This window comes from Nonomuraea solani (assembly GCF_900108335.1).
GTDB classification, from domain to species: Bacteria; Actinomycetota; Actinomycetes; order Streptosporangiales; family Streptosporangiaceae; genus Nonomuraea; species Nonomuraea solani.
Genome location: NZ_FNVT01000005.1, coordinates 634309 through 648537 on the forward strand (window position 1 = coordinate 634309; position 14229 = coordinate 648537).

Annotated in this window: 15 protein-coding genes and 1 tRNA gene; 10 read left to right on the forward strand and 6 right to left on the reverse strand. The window is 68.7% G+C overall.

Annotation, left to right across the window (positions count from 1 at the left end):
- Positions 1-5 precede the first annotated feature (5 nt).
- Complete coding sequence (locus C4V41_RS22685; RefSeq protein ID WP_103957883.1) at positions 6-2225, forward strand: ATP-binding cassette domain-containing protein; 2220 nt, start codon at positions 6-8, stop codon at positions 2223-2225.
- Here the strand turns inward: C4V41_RS22685 and C4V41_RS22690 are convergent.
- Positions 2188-2967, reverse strand: a complete 780-nt coding sequence (locus C4V41_RS22690; protein WP_200824136.1) for a putative hydro-lyase — start codon at positions 2965-2967, stop codon at positions 2188-2190. The two genes, C4V41_RS22685 and C4V41_RS22690, sit on opposite strands and share 38 nt — an antisense overlap.
- Positions 2968-3025: 58 nt before the next feature.
- Between C4V41_RS22690 and C4V41_RS22695 the strand changes: the two genes are divergently transcribed.
- Positions 3026-4657 (forward strand): sodium:solute symporter family protein, encoded by a 1632-nt coding sequence (locus tag C4V41_RS22695; protein WP_235030308.1) that lies wholly within the window; start codon positions 3026-3028, stop codon positions 4655-4657.
- Positions 4654-4815: a hypothetical protein gene (locus C4V41_RS63100; RefSeq protein ID WP_200824137.1), complete on the forward strand. Its 162-nt coding sequence runs from the start codon at positions 4654-4656 to the stop codon at positions 4813-4815. Before C4V41_RS22695 ends, C4V41_RS63100 begins: the two co-directional genes overlap by 4 nt.
- On the opposite strand, the gene C4V41_RS22700 is transcribed toward C4V41_RS63100, so the two are convergent.
- Entirely contained in the window at positions 4802-5212 is a 411-nt protein-coding gene (locus C4V41_RS22700) for a winged helix-turn-helix transcriptional regulator (RefSeq protein WP_103957885.1), read from the reverse strand. The two genes, C4V41_RS63100 and C4V41_RS22700, sit on opposite strands and share 14 nt — an antisense overlap.
- A gap of 67 nt (positions 5213-5279) precedes the next feature.
- Between C4V41_RS22700 and C4V41_RS22705 the strand changes: the two genes are divergently transcribed.
- Positions 5280-6212 carry an NADP-dependent oxidoreductase gene (locus C4V41_RS22705; protein WP_103957970.1) on the forward strand — a complete coding sequence of 311 codons (933 nt, stop codon included), beginning with the start codon at positions 5280-5282 and terminating at the stop codon, positions 6210-6212.
- A 5-nt stretch (positions 6213-6217) separates the two neighbouring features.
- Here the strand turns inward: C4V41_RS22705 and C4V41_RS22710 are convergent, their stop codons facing one another.
- The gene (locus C4V41_RS22710; RefSeq protein ID WP_146103738.1) at positions 6218-6460 is read right to left on the reverse strand and encodes a helix-turn-helix domain-containing protein; all 243 of its coding nucleotides are present in this window, start codon (positions 6458-6460) and stop codon (positions 6218-6220) included.
- Positions 6457-6684: a DUF6158 family protein gene (locus C4V41_RS22715; protein ID WP_103957887.1), complete on the reverse strand. Its 228-nt coding sequence runs from the start codon at positions 6682-6684 to the stop codon at positions 6457-6459. The genes C4V41_RS22710 and C4V41_RS22715 overlap by 4 nt, the downstream gene beginning before the upstream one ends.
- Before the next feature lie 95 nt (positions 6685-6779).
- Here C4V41_RS22715 and C4V41_RS22720 point away from each other — a divergent pair, with 95 nt between their 5' ends.
- From C4V41_RS22720 to C4V41_RS22730, 3 genes are all read left to right on the forward strand, one after another.
- Positions 6780-7712 (forward strand): LysR family transcriptional regulator, encoded by a 933-nt coding sequence (locus C4V41_RS22720; RefSeq protein ID WP_103957888.1) that lies wholly within the window; start codon positions 6780-6782, stop codon positions 7710-7712.
- 85 nt (positions 7713-7797) lie between these two features.
- Positions 7798-9234: a S1 family peptidase gene (locus C4V41_RS22725; RefSeq protein ID WP_103957889.1), complete on the forward strand. Its 1437-nt coding sequence runs from the start codon at positions 7798-7800 to the stop codon at positions 9232-9234.
- A 233-nt stretch (positions 9235-9467) separates the two neighbouring features.
- Positions 9468-9544 (forward strand) — tRNA-Ile (locus C4V41_RS22730).
- Positions 9545-9616: 72 nt separating this feature from the next.
- Here C4V41_RS22730 and C4V41_RS63105 read toward each other — a convergent pair.
- Positions 9617-10270 carry a site-specific integrase gene (locus C4V41_RS63105; protein WP_200824138.1) on the reverse strand — a complete coding sequence of 218 codons (654 nt, stop codon included), beginning with the start codon at positions 10268-10270 and terminating at the stop codon, positions 9617-9619.
- Positions 10218-10922, reverse strand: coding sequence for a site-specific integrase (locus tag C4V41_RS66145; RefSeq protein WP_407670028.1), 705 nt, complete (start codon positions 10920-10922; stop codon positions 10218-10220). Before C4V41_RS66145 ends, C4V41_RS63105 begins: the two co-directional genes overlap by 53 nt.
- A gap of 487 nt (positions 10923-11409) precedes the next feature.
- Here C4V41_RS66145 and C4V41_RS22740 point away from each other — a divergent pair, with 487 nt between their 5' ends.
- From C4V41_RS22740 to C4V41_RS22745, 3 genes are all read left to right on the forward strand, one after another.
- Complete coding sequence (locus C4V41_RS22740) at positions 11410-12285, forward strand: hypothetical protein (RefSeq protein WP_235030310.1); 876 nt, start codon at positions 11410-11412, stop codon at positions 12283-12285.
- 251 nt (positions 12286-12536) lie between these two features.
- Positions 12537-12668, forward strand: coding sequence for a hypothetical protein (locus tag C4V41_RS65355; protein ID WP_268808638.1), 132 nt, complete (start codon positions 12537-12539; stop codon positions 12666-12668).
- Positions 12669-12804: 136 nt separating this feature from the next.
- On the forward strand, positions 12805-14217 hold the full coding sequence (locus C4V41_RS22745; RefSeq protein ID WP_160150359.1) for a DUF3375 family protein: 1413 nt from the start codon (positions 12805-12807) through the stop codon (positions 14215-14217).
- Positions 14218-14229 lie beyond the last annotated feature (12 nt).

Below are 14229 nucleotides of genomic sequence, written 5' to 3' on the forward strand. Positions count from 1 at the left end.
GAAACGTGGCTCGCGACATCGAGCTGACCGGCCTGCGCCAGAACAACCTCAAGGACGTCACGCTGCGCCTGCCCAAGGAGCGGCTCACGGTGTTCACCGGCGTGTCGGGGTCGGGCAAGTCGTCGATCGTGTTCGGCACGATCGCGATGGAGTCGCAGCGGCAGCTCAACGAGACGTTCAGCGCGTTCGTCCGGCACCGGCTGCCCAAGCACGAGCGCCCCAGGGCCGAGCGCATGGCGGGCCTCACGGCCGCCGTGGTCGTGGACCAGAAGCCGGTCGGCGGCGGGGCGCGCTCAACGGTGGGCACGATGACCGAGGTGCACGCCCTGCTCCGGGTGCTGTTCTCGCGGCGCGGCGAGCCGTCGGCCGGCCTCGCCACCGCCTACAGCTTCAACGACCCGCAGGGCATGTGCCCGGGCTGCGACGGCCTGGGCCGTACCGTCGAGCTGGACCTCGACCTGCTCATCGACCCCGACCTGTCGCTCAACCAGGGCGCGCTGGCGCTGCACCCGATCGGCACGGCGCCCTGGCAGATCTACGCGACCACGGGCCTGTTCGACCCGGACAAGCCGCTGCGCGACTTCACCCGGAAGGAGCGCGAGCTGCTCCTCTACGGCAGCGGCTTCAAGGTCAAGCGCGGCGACTACAACAACACCTACGAAGGCGTGGTCGTCCGCTTCGACCGGCTCTACCTCCAGCGCGCCCGCGAGCAGGTGGACGAGGAGGCCCGCCCCTACGTGCGCGAGCGCACCTGCGCGACCTGCGGCGGAGCCCGGCTCAACGCCGCCGCCCTGGCCTCGCGGATCGGCGGCCGCAACCTCGCCGACCACTGCGCGATGGAGGTGAGCGACCTCATCGAGGTGCTCGGACGCCTCGGCGACCCGGTGGCGGAGGCGGCCGTGGAGTCGCTGCGCAGGATCGAGGCCATCGGGCTCGGCTACCTCAGCCTCGCCCGCGAGACGCCGACGCTGTCGGGCGGCGAGGCGCAGCGGCTCAAGACCGTGCGCAACCTGGGCAGCAGCCTGACCGGCATGACCTACATCTTCGACGAGCCCAGCGTCGGCCTGCACCCGCGCGACGTGCACCGCCTCGGCGACCTGCTGGTCGAGCTGCGCGACAAGGGCAACACCGTGCTGGTGGTCGAGCACGACCGCGACCTGATCGCGCTGGCCGACCACGTCGTGGACCTGGGGCCGGGGGCGGGCGCCGACGGCGGGCGGGTGGTGTTCGAGGGCACGGTGCCGGAGCTGACCGCCGGCCCCACGCTGACCGGCCGCATGCTGCGGCGCACGACCGGGCTCAAGGAGCGCGTGCGCGAGCCGTCCGGCCGGCTGACCGTGGCGGGCGCGAACACCCACAACCTCAAGGACGTCACCGTACACCTGCCGCTCGGCGTGCTCACCGCCGTCACCGGGGTCGCCGGGTCGGGCAAGAGCACGCTCATGCGGCGCGAGCTCGTGGCTCAGCACCCTGACGCGATCCTCATCGACCAGTCGGCCATCGCCGCCTCGATCCGGTCCACGCCGGCGACATACCTGAACGCGATGGATCCGCTGCGCAGGCTGTTCGCGCAGGCCAACGGGGTGAGCCCGGGGATGTTCAGCTTCAACTCGGCCGGGGCGTGCCCGGTGTGCAAGGGGCGCGGCGAGATCAAGACCGACCTGGCGTTCATGGATCCGGTGACGCGCGTGTGCGACGCGTGCGGGGGCAGCAGATACAACCCGGAGGCGCTGTCGTACACGGTGGCGGGGCGGACGATCGCGGACGTGCTGGCGATGACGGCGGATGAGGCGGCGCGGGTGTTCGACCTGCCGCAGGTGGCCCGGCTGGGCGAGCTGGGGCTCGGCTACCTGACGCTCGGGCAGCCGCTGAGCACGTTGTCGGGCGGGGAGCGGCAGCGGCTCAAGCTGGCGCATCGGCTGCGCGAGCGCGGCCGGCTGTACGTTTTCGACGAGCCGACCAGCGGGCTGCACATGGCGGACGTGGACACCCTGCTGGCGCTGCTCGACCGCCTGGTCGACGAGGGCAACACGGTCGTCGTGGTGGAGCACGACCTCGACGTGGTCAAGCACGCGGACTGGGTGATCGACCTGGGCCCGGAGGCCGGTCAGCACGGCGGCCGGGTGGTGTTCGAGGGCACGCCGGCCGAACTGACCGAGGCGTCCACCTATACGGCGAAATATCTCGTTAAATCACTCGATAGTCGTCGTCGCGCGCGTCCATGATCGCCATGTGGCCCGGCAGGTGGCCGATCGCGTACTCGACGCCGCTGGCCATGATCGCCGCCTGCGGCGTCACCCCGCACGCCCAGAACAGCGGCACCTCCCCCGCGTACACCTCCACCGCCTCACCGTAGTCCGGCCGGCCCAGGTCGCCGATCCCGATCCCGGCGGGGTCGCCCACGTGCACAGGCGCGCCGTGCACCAGCGGATAGCGGCCGCTCACCTCGACCGCCGTCGCCACCAGCTCCTCCGGCACCGGCCGCATCGACACGACCAGCGGCCCCGACAGGCTGCCGGTGGGCTCGCAGGGGACGTTCGTGACGTACATCGGCACGTTCGTCCCCAGCTCCAGATGCCGCACGGGCACGCCGGCGGCCAGCAGCGCCCGCTCGAAGGTGAAGCTGCAGCCGATGAGGAACGGCACCAGGTCGGCGCGCCACTCCCCCACCACGTCACCGACGTCGGCGACCGCCTCGCCATCGCGGTAGATCCGGTAGGCGGGCAGGTCGGTACGCAGGTCACCGGCGAACAACCCGGTGGACCACGACCCGGGCTCCCCCACGTCGAGCACCGGGCACGCCTGCGGATTGCGATGGGCGAACAGCAGCAACTCGTATCTCAACCGGCTGGGGACGGCGATGAGGTTGGCCTGTGTCCAGCCCCGGCACCAGCCCGCCGTGGGCACCCGCTCGCCGCCACGGAACCGTGCCCGCGCCTGCGCGGGGCTCAGGTCGGCGACATCCACCTCCTGACAGTAGGGCGGCGCACGTTCAACGGTCCACCTCTTGGGTAGCGAGTGCGGCGTGCGTCTCGACGTGAACCTCCTCGACTACGCGCTCATCGCGATCTACTTCGCCACCGTGCTCGCCATCGGCTTCGCCGCGCGCAAGCGGATCAGCTCCAGCCTCGACTTCTTCCTGGCCGGGCGCGGGCTGCCGGCGTGGATCACCGGCCTGGCGTTCGTGTCCGCCAACCTGGGCGCGATCGAGATCCTCGGCATGGCGGCCCAGGGTGTGCAGTACGGCGCGATGACCGTCCACTACTACTGGATCGGCGCCGTACCGGCGATGGTCTTCCTCGGCATCGTGATGATGCCCTTCTACTACCGCTCCAAGGTGCGCAGCGTGCCGGAGTTCCTGCGCAGGCGCTTCAACGGGGCCACCCAGCTGCTGAACGCGATCATGTTCGCGGTCGCGCAGGTCCTCATCGCCGGGGTGAACCTGTACGCGCTGGCGCTGGTCATCGAGGCGCTGCTGGGCTGGCCGCTGGTGGTGTCGGTGGTGGTGTCGGCGGTCATCGTGCTGTCGTACATCACGCTCGGCGGGCTCTCCTCGGCGATCTACAACGAGGTCCTGCAGTTCTTCGTGATCCTCGCGGGCCTGATCCCGCTCACCGTGCTGGGGCTCATCAAGGTGGGCGGGATCAGCGGGCTGTTCGAGAAGGTACGGCAGAGCTCGCTCGGCGAGGCCGGCCTGCACACCTGGGCCAACGTCAACGGTGACAACCCGATGCAGGCGCACTGGGTCGGGATCGTGTTCGGCCTGGGGTTCGTGCTGTCGTTCGGCTACTGGACCACGAACTTCGCCGAGGTGCAGCGGGCCCTGTCGGCCAGGAACACGAACGCGGCCCGGCTGACGCCGATCATCGCCGCGTACCCGAAGATCTTCATTCCGCTGGTGACGGTCCTGCCGGGGCTGATCGCGCTCGTGCTCTTCAACGGGTGGGGGCAGGGGCAGGACTACAACAACGCGATCCCGCTGCTGATGCGCGACCTGCTGCCGAACGGGGTGCTGGGGATCGCGGTGACCGGGCTGCTGGCCTCGTTCATGGCGGGGATGGCGGCCAACATCAGCGGGTTCAACACGGTGTTCACCAACGACATCTGGCAGGCGCATCTGCGGCCGGACCAGGAGGATCGGCACTATCTGCTGGTCGGCCGGATCGCGACCGTGGCGGGCGTGGCGATGGGGGTGGGCACGGCGTTCATCGCGGCCGGCTACTCCAACATCATGAACTACCTGCAGGCGCTGTTCTCGTTCTTCAACGCGCCGCTGTTCGCGACGTTCATCGTCGGGCTGTTCTGGCGGCGGATGACGCCGTGGGCCGGGTTCTGGGGCCTGCTCGCCGGGACGCTGGCCGCCTTCGTGTCGTACTTCTCGTACAAGGCGGGGCTTGTGGACTTCGGCACCGAGCTGAACGCCAGCTTCTGGGGCGCGGGCGTGGCCTTCGCCGTGGACGTGGTGGTGTCCGTGGTGGTCACGCTGGTCACCACGTCGAAGCCGGTGGAAGAGCTGCGCGGGCTCGTGTACGGGCTCAGCGCCGTGAACCTGGAGGACGACGCGCTGGCCGGCGACGCGCGGTGGTACCGCTCGCCCGTCCTGCTCGGCATCGGTGCGGTCGTCCTGGCGGCCTTGGCGTACGGGGTGATCCTGTGAGCGACATCAGAATGGTGATCGGCGGCCTGTTCCTGCTCTACGGCGTGATCCTCATCGTCGCCGGCGTGCTCGGCGAGGCCGTCAACCTGTGGACGGGCCTGGCCATGGCGGTCTTCGGCGGGGCGTTCGTGATCTGGGCCCGCGTCAAACGGATCTGACCGGCTCCTTGGCCCGCTCGTCGTAGGCCAGCCTGGACGCGATCACCTCGTCGGCGTGCTCGCCCGCCCATCCGCCGATCGCCTGCAGCACGCCCATGGCGCTGCGGCCGAGGGGCGTGAGCTCGTAGTCCACGCGGGGCGGGATCGTCGGATAGACGGTGCGGGTGATCACGCCGTCGCGCTCCAGCGTGCGCAGGGTCTGCGACAACATCTTCTGGGTGATGCCGTCGAGCATCCTGCGCAGCTCGTTGAAGCGCCTGGGGCCGTCGAGCAGCGCGCCCATGACCAGCCCGGTCCACTTGCCGGTGAACAGGTCGAGCACGGTGCGGGGCTTGCACGCCCGCAGGAACGCCTCGGCGCCGCCGTACTGGCGAAGGTCGGGGAAGGTGGTATCCATTTGGTACCTGAATACCATTCAGGTGCCTTCTTCACAAGAGGTACCTGCGTTGACCAGCATGGACGGCATGCAGGCAATCGTTTATCGCTCATTCGGCGAGCCCGAGGTGCTGGAGCTCGCCGACGTCCCGCGCCCCGAGGTCCAGGCACACGAGATCCTGGTACGGGTGAAGGCGGCGGGCGTCAATCCGCCCGACTGGAAGCTGCGGCGGATCTCGTACCCGCCCGACTACACCACGCCCCCGCTGGTTCCCGGCTGGGACATCTCGGGCGTCGTCGAGGAGATCGGGGAATATGTCGGCCGGTTCAAGCCGGGCGACGAGGTGTTCGGCATGGTGAACTTCCCGCGCTACGCCGGGGCCTACGCCGAGTACGTGGTGGCCAGGCCGCGCCAGCTCGCCCGCAAGCCGGCCGGGATCGACCACATCCAGGCGGCGGCGCTGCCGATGCCCGGGCTGACGGCCCTGCAGGCGTTCGACGACATCGCCGGGGTCTCGGCGGGGCAGCGGGTGCTGGTGCACGCCGCCGCGGGCGGGGTCGGTCACCTGGTCGTGCAGCTCGCCAAGCTGCGCGGGGCGTACGTGATCGGCACCGCGCGGGCCGCCAAGCACGACTTCGTGCGCGGGCTCGGGGCCGACGAGGTGATCGACTACACCAGCGTGGACTTCGCGCAGGCCGTGTCCGAGGTGGACGTGGTGTTCGACCTGGTGGGACGCGACTACCCGGCCCGGTCGTTGCCGGTGATCCGGGCCGGGGGCGCGCTCATCGGGGCGTCGGGGATGACGCCCGATGACGTGGCGGCCTACACGGCGGCCGGGCTCCGGCACGGCGTCTTCGTCGTGGAGCCCGACCACGCGGGGCTGGCGGAGCTGGCCGCGCTGGTGGCGGACGGGAAGCTGGCCGCGCACGTGGACCGGGTCTTCCCGCTGGCCGAGGCCGCCAAGGCGCACGCGATCATGGAGAGCGGGGATTTCGTGGGCAAGCTGGTGCTGGAGGTCTGAACGTTTCAGGCGAGGGGGCCTTCGAAGGTGTGCGGGCCCAGCGCGTATCCCTCGTGCCCCTTCGGCACCACGTACCCCTGCGCCACCAGCCTCGACAGGCTGCCGCGCACGTCCTCCTCCCTCATTCCCGCCGCCCGTACCACGTCGGCGAGCCCCGCCCCGCCCGATTCGACCACGTGGGAGGCCACGGCCTCGTACACGTGGATGTCCGTGTTCGACAAGGTCTGGACATCGTGGGGTTCGCTCATGACCGCCGCCTCGCCCCTTCCCGCAGCCGCTGCGGATCGATCTCTCGCTCCGGGAAGCGGCGGAGGTACTCGGACTCGAGCTCGTTGGTACGGGAGGTGTGCATCGACAGCGCGTCGTCGGATCCGTGGAAGAAAGTGTCGCTTCGCGTGACGTGCAGCTGGCGCAGCTCGCGTACCAGATCATCGTCGCTGAGCTGGGCCGGATCTATTCCCATCGTCGTCATGGGTTCCCTCTACCCCAGAGTCCCCCGACATTATCTGTCACAATTCCTGACATATAGGCATTGTTTGTAAGAGAGCGCCGCCTTACCTTCCCGTTATGGACCTCGAGCTCAGGCACCTCAGGATCGTCCGCGCGGTCGCGGACGCGGGAAGTGTGAGCAAAGCCGCGTCCCTCCTCGGGCTGGCACAACCGGCCCTGACCGCACAGCTCAAGCGCATCGAGAGGGTGCTCGGCGGCGCCCTGTTCGAGCGTGACCGCCACGGCGCCAGGCCTACCCGCCTCGGCGAACTCGTGCTCACCAGGGCACGGGTACTCCTCCCCGCAGCCAAAGAACTGCAGGACGAAGCCGTACGATTCGCTCACGCCCCCTCCCCTGGTTTCCGCATCGGCGCCACGAACGGGCCGATACTCGGCGGCCTGGTCGACCGGCTCGCCGCGGAGCGGAAGGTCAGTACGTACACGTCCTGGTCGACCCACGAGCTGACCAGCATGGTCGAGCTCGGCCGGCTCGACTACGTACTGACCGGCGCCTGCGGCGACTCCGGCACTCCCACCGGCGCGCTCCTGTGGGAGACGATCAGTCTCGACCCCGTCTTCTGCCTGGTCGGGGAGGACCATCCGGCCGCCAAGGAGAAGGAGGTGGAGCTGGCCGACCTGGCCGCGGAGCAGTGGGCGGTGACGCCGGGCGACGGCTGTTTCGCGGACTGTTTCGCGATGGCCTGCGCGCGAGCCGGGTTCACGCCGGGAACGATCTACGAAACCGACGTGCCGACCTGTACGCACCTCGCCCAGGTGGGCCGGGCCGTCGTCCTCTGCCAGGCGACCCACCAGCCCGCACAGGGCCTGATCATGGTGCCGCTGGCCGGCGCGCCGCTGCGCTGGCGGCAGCTCCTCGGCCGCCATCCCACCGCCCCCGAGGCCGCGTGGGTGGTGGGCCAGGCGAAACAGGCCCATATGGAGGCCGTACGCAGGAGTCCCGTCTACTACGACTGGCTGGTCCGGAACCCCGGTTACGGCACCGCGCCATAACACCGTAATAGGGGCAAAGTAGTACTCCACCGCCTCTGGGACCCCCGTTACCGTGACGGCACCTCCCAGCAGCGAGGAGACACCCATGCTCCGCACCCCGGCGCTGATCGCCCTCACGATCGGCGCACTGGTCGCGACGGCGACCCCGGCCGTCGCCGCCGAACCACCGTCAGGCGTGGTCGACGCCCTGCGGCGCGATCTCGGCATCACGAAGGAGCAGGCGCTCAACCGCCTGGCGAACGAGGCCCGCGGCAACGCCGCCGCACCCGGCCTGAGCAAGAGGCTCGGCGACCGCTATGCCGGCAGCTGGTACGAAGGCGCGGAAAGCACCCTCATCGTGGCCAGCGTTCACGCCGCCGACGCCGCCGAGATCACCCGGGCGGGGGCGCAGGCCCGCGTCGTACCGCGCTCATTGGCCCAGCTCACCGCGGTCAAGGACGGCCTGGACCGGATGGCCCCGCCGGCGTCCGTACACAGCTGGGCCGTCTCCCCCAGGGACAACGCCGTCGTCGTCCTGACGAGCGACGGGCAGGCGGCCCGCGCGTGGGTCGCCGCCGGTGGCGTGGACGCCGGCGCCGTCACGTACGAGCCGTCGGCGGAACGGCCGCGCCTCTTCTACGAGATCCGGGGCGGGGACGCGTACTACACCTCGCAGGGCTACCGCTGCTCGATCGGCTTCGCGGCCCGGCGCGGCACCCAGCTCGGCTTCACCACCGCCGGCCACTGCGGCCCGAACGGCGTGACCACGACGGGCTTCAACCGGGTGACCCAGGGGACGTTCCAGGTCTCCTCCTTCCCCGGCAACGACTACGCGTGGGTGGCCGTCAACTCCAACTGGACCGCGGCCGGCGTCGTGAACGGCTACAGCGCCGGCATCCTGCCGGTCCGCGGCGCGACCGTCACCCAGCCGCAGGGCTCGGTGTGCCGGTCGGGATCGACCACGCAGTGGCACTGCGGCACGGTCACCGCCCTGAACTCCACCGTCAACTACCCGGAGGGGACGGTGTCGGGCCTGACGCGTACCACGGTGTGCGCGGAGGGCGGGGACTCGGGCGGCTCGTTCATCTCGGGCGACCAGGCCCAGGGCATGACCTCGGGCGGCTCCGGCAACTGCAGCGTCGGCGGGACCACGTACTTCCAGCCCTTGGCCGAGATCCTCGCGGCCGGCGGCCTCACCCTGGTCACGGCCGGCGGCACCGACCCACCGCCGGCGGGCTGCCAGGGGTACGAGGAGACGTACAGCGGCTCGCTGACCTCGAACCAGAGCCAGTACCAGCCGAACGGCACGTACTACCAGGCGGTGACGGGCGCCCACGCGGCCTGCCTGGACGGCCCCGGCGGCGCCGACTTCGACGTCTACCTGCAGAGGTGGAACGGCTCGGCCTGGTCGGTGGTGGCCGGCGGCGACAGCCCGAACGCCGACGAGATCATCACCTACAACGGGCCGGCGGGGTATTACCGGTATCGCGTGCACGCGTACAGCGGCTCGGGCACGTACACGCTGGGCCTCAACCGTCCATAGCACTATTGGGTGAGGGTCCCTCCCTGGCCCTCTCCCGATTCCGCCATCCGAGAACCCGCCCAAATGATCGGCTAGCCCTCCACCAACCCCGCCAGACATGGAATGATGTCCGCGGAGACCCCGTCTCCCGCCCAGCCGGGCACCACGACAGGACCAAATGCTCTAGCCTTAGCATGCTGCGGGCTCGGGGTGATCCTCTCGTTGTGCTGCGGCGGGCCGTACAACTTCATCCAGGGGCGGTAGCTCAGCCGGTCAGAGCATCGGACTCATAATCCGTGGGTCGTGGGTTCAAGTCCCACCCGCCCTACCACACCAACCTGCGGCTTTACCCTGGCTTGTAGTCGCGTCATCTGATCGTGAGTCACGGTGAGCCACGCGTGAGTCACGTCGTCTCCCGGGCTTTGCCGATCTTCTGGTTGGTCGCCCGCACCGCCTTCAGCACCAGCCGCGCGGTCGCCTTGGCGCTGTCGTGGTACAGCTGCGGCAGCACCGAGACGTAGGTGTCGGCGGTCAGCACGATGCTGGCATGCCCCAGCGTGCCCTGCACCACCTTCAACTCCGTGCCCGACGCCAGCGCCAACGTCGCAGCTCCATGGCGCAGGTCGTGCAACCGCACCGGCGGCAGCCCACTCGCGGCCACCAGCTTGTGGAAGCGGTGGGTGAGATAGCTCGGCTGTACCGGCGCTCCACTCCCCGCGGTGAAGATCGGGCCGGTCGGTGACCACCGTTCCCCCGGCAGCCGGAGCTGCGCACGCTCGTGCCGACGCAGCAGCCGCACGGTCTCCGAATCGAGTGCCAAGGTCCGCCAGCTGGCCGCGCTCTTCGGCTCGCACAAGACCAGCCCCTCGTCGGTGTGCACCAGCTGATGGGCGATGGTGAGCTCGCGCCGCTCCAGATCGACGTCCACCCACCGCAGCCCGGCCACCTCGCCGCGCCGTAGCCCGCGCAGGGCCACCAGCCACCACAGCTCGAACACCGGATCCTCACGCGCGAAGCGCAGGAAGGCGGCCAGCTGCTCGACCGTCCACACCGCCACCGCCGGCCGCTCTCCCCCGCCGCCAGGCAGCCTCCCGACGAGCCGTCCACACCACCGGATGCGTCCGCACCGGCGCCGGCAACCGGACGCCCTGCGCCGGATTGACGGCGATCAAGTCTTCACGCACCGCGTGGTTCAGCGCCGCCCGCAACGTCGCCCGGATCCGCTCCAACGTGGAGGCGCTGATCGGCTGGTCGTACCGATTCCGCCGCCGGCCCAACGCCACGAACATGCGCGTCACGTCCCGCCGCGACAACTCCGCCAGCCTGACCCGGCCTAGGAACGGGATCAGATGCAGCCGCACGTGATCCCGGTAAGCCCGGTGCGTGGTCGGCCGCAACCGCGACTCCACCACCGACAACCAGTACCGCAACCACTGCCCCACCGCGCACCCAGCTGAGAGTGGCCCCTCTTCCTCCGCCAGCAGCAGTTCACCGCCCGCACACCGCGCCGCCTCCGCACTCGCGAACCCACCCCGCCGAACCCGCTCCCGCCGACCCGACGCCCCTACAACCTGAACCGCGAAATACCAGCTCCCATGCCCCACCTCGGCCAACCGACCGCAACGACCGCCCAGCCTCCTGCCGCTGACCAGGTCGCTGCATCCGCACCGCTTGTACACCACGCAATGCCTGTCGTCACTGCCTGTCATCGCTCGCCTCCAGGTCCGTCTCAGGAGCAACGTACGAGTCGCGCAACGACAAACCCAGCCAAGAGGAACGTTTAGGTAGGTACCTCAGCCACGTGGCACATCTGGTGCGATCAAGAACCGAAGTTCAGGTAGGACCATAGACCCACGACCAAAGCGCCCGAAGTTCACACGTGTAGGCCCCAGCCGGACTTCGGCCAAACGACCTGACGCCGCAGCACCGCCACCTCATGCAACACCCTGGCCTCTGCGTCCTTCGACTGGTCAGAGCCGTCACGACTGGGCCTGATGCGGTACGCAACTCCAGGACCTCGATCTGCCGCAGTAACGGGCACCCAGGTCAGAAGGATTCCCCATCGTGGGTTTCTATGTGCGCACCAGCCTCAGGGCTGGACCGTTCCGTTTCACCCTCAGCCAGGCCGGGATGGCCGTCTCGACCGCCATCCCGGGCCTTCGAGTAGGGATGGGCCCACGCGGCAACGTCGTGCGCATGGGACGCGGAACGGTCTCCTACCGGACCGTCGCGCCCGGCCGTGACGTGGTCATGCACGATGTCGTCAGCCTGATCCCGGCCCAGCCAAGTGACGTCGTCCAGCAGCTGCAGAAGGCCGCCGGACGCCGGCCGTACTGGCCGTTCGCCCTGGCCACCGTGCTCGTCGCGGGGCTGGTGACAGGACGCTTCGGCCTGGTCATCATCGCCATCGGGCTCCCTTTCGTGCTCTGGGTGGCGTTACGCGACCGGGCCGCTCGCGCGGTGGTCGTCATGTACGACGTGACCGACGAGGCCGCTGCACGCTTCGATCACCTCGTCAACGCGATCACCGACCTCCAGCGAACCCACGGCTTCTGGCTGATCACCGCATCCGGCGCGATCGCCAGCACCTACCAGTTCAAAGTGAACGCCGGCGCCTCTAACCTGCTGCGCAGGCTGAACGCCACGGCCCTGCTGGCAGGACCACGGATCCTCATCACCAACGTCGCCGTCCCGACCCTCACCGCGGGCAACCTGTCGGTGCACTTCCTCCCCGACCGCGTCCTGATCCGGGACGGCCGACACATCGCCGACCTCGCCTACCAACACCTCCACGTCGGCGTGGAACACTCCCGCTTCATCGAAACAGGCCCTGTGCCACGCGACGGCACGGTCGTGGACTCCACCTGGCGCTACGTCAACGTCAAGGGCGGCCCCGACTGCCGCTTCAAGAACAACGCCCGCCTGCCCATCCTGCTGTACGGCAGGCTCACCCTCCGCAGCCACAACGGCCTCAACCTCGTCTGGGACGCCTCTCAGGCCCCGCTCGTCCATGCCGTGGCGAACGCACTCCACCACTCCATCACCGCCCGACCACCTGTGATCCACTCCTGAGGTGGCCTACTCCATCACCGCCCGCTAGCCCGGCGGGCGGCTGTCCCCACGCTCCGATAACACCACGATGGGTGAAATGAGTCGTCTGCACGACGTCGCCGAACGGCAACCGCGAGCGAGTGGAAGTGTCTGGCCACAACCGCGCCGATTTGGAGCGCCCCTCAATCACGCTAACGATCGCTTCCTGCACCTGGGGCACGACCAGGCCCAGGCTGGCCACAGCGGATCTGCTCGGAATCTAGGGACTGCAGATGGAGGACCAGCGCTTCGTTCTGCTGCAAACACTAACGCTGGCTTTGGCGGCGTTGCGTGCCATCGCCAATTTCTCCATCCACTTCGCCACGGCTATAAGCGTGCCTTACGATTCCAGCCAAATCGAGTAGCGGTGATGGCGCAGCTCCCACAGATCCGTCAATTGCTGATCATGGGTCGTAGCAAATACAACATAGCGATATCCGATCTTGAGCGCGACTTGCCCTGTGACGGGGAACCCGTTCGATGACTATGGCAGGTGGGTGGATGAGTGGAGTTGTCGGCGAGCTGGCACGTGCCGGGGATGCCCTAGCTCGCCCTACTCTGAGACTTCTTGATGGCAGATGGGGCCATTTCCGAGTGGCTGTGCTGCGTAGCGCGTTCTCCCGAGACCAGCGTTCGATCCAGGTGGACGCCCTCCATGCGCAAATCGACACGTACCTTGGCGAGATGCTCGGTGAAGGCATCGAGGTGCCAGCCTCGGAGAGCGGCCGCGCGCTGTGCAACACGTGGGTGAAGAACCAATGGCTGTACCGCGACAACGCCCCGGACGGCAGCCTGGTGTACTCGCTAACATCGTCGTCGCTGGAAGCTCTCGACCTGATCCAAAACCTGTCACGAGATCGGGCGCTGGTCTCCGAGTCCCGTCTGACAATGATCCTGGACACCGTCCGGCGCTGGGCAACCGAAGCCTCGGCAGATCCCCAGGATCGTGTCGATCGCCTGAACGCGCAGATACACGAACTGGAGGTCGAGCGCGACCGCATCGCTGGCGGCGGCGCCGTGGCCGCCGCATCCGAGGATCGAATGCTCGACGGATACGCCAACCTCATGGACTTGATCGGCCAGCTACCGTCGGATTTCAAACGCGTCGAGGAATCCATGCTCGATATGCACCGACAGATCCTGCGGGACCTACGTGACGAAGAGCGAATGGTCGGCGAGGTTCTGGACGAGTATCTGGAGAGCCAGGACCGCCTACTACGGACCACTCCCGAGGGACGGGCTTTCGACGGCGCATTTGAGCTGCTGCGAGACGCAGAGCTCATGAACGAGCTGCGCGAGAATATCCAGGTCTTGCTCGGCCACCCGGCCGCCGAGGCCCTCGCCGGACGGGACGTCACCGAGCTGCGCGGCACGGTCACAGTGATCCGTCAGGCTACCAGGGACGTTCTGGACCAGCGGCACCGGCTGTCCAAGACCCTCAAGGAGCACATTGTCAACAACGACCCGCTCGCCGAGCGTGAGCTGGAGCGTGTCCTTCGCGGTATCCAGCGGGAGTTGATGACCTGGATGGAAACCGCGGGGCCTAGATCGATGGTCGACGTTGACCTGCTGCCGCCGGTAGCGAAGATCGGCCATTTGCGGGAGAAGATGTATGATCCGGCCGCAGCTGCCCCTCCACCTCCTCTGCGGCCGGCCGACGACGACGTTCCGACCCCGCCGAGCGTGGAGGAGTTGAGGGCCGTGGGCGGCCCGTCACTGGAGCAGATGCGAGCCGCCCTCATCGACGCGCTGACGGAGTTCGGCGTGGCAACCGCAGCACAGGTGTTCAACGCTCTCCCGACCGATCTTCGCCGACCGGTGGAGATTCTGGGACTTTCTCCACATACTCTCCGGCCTCGACGACTCCTCCATCGCCGACGGGACCACCGAAGAGTTCCGCGCCATCCGCCCTGACGGGCACCACCG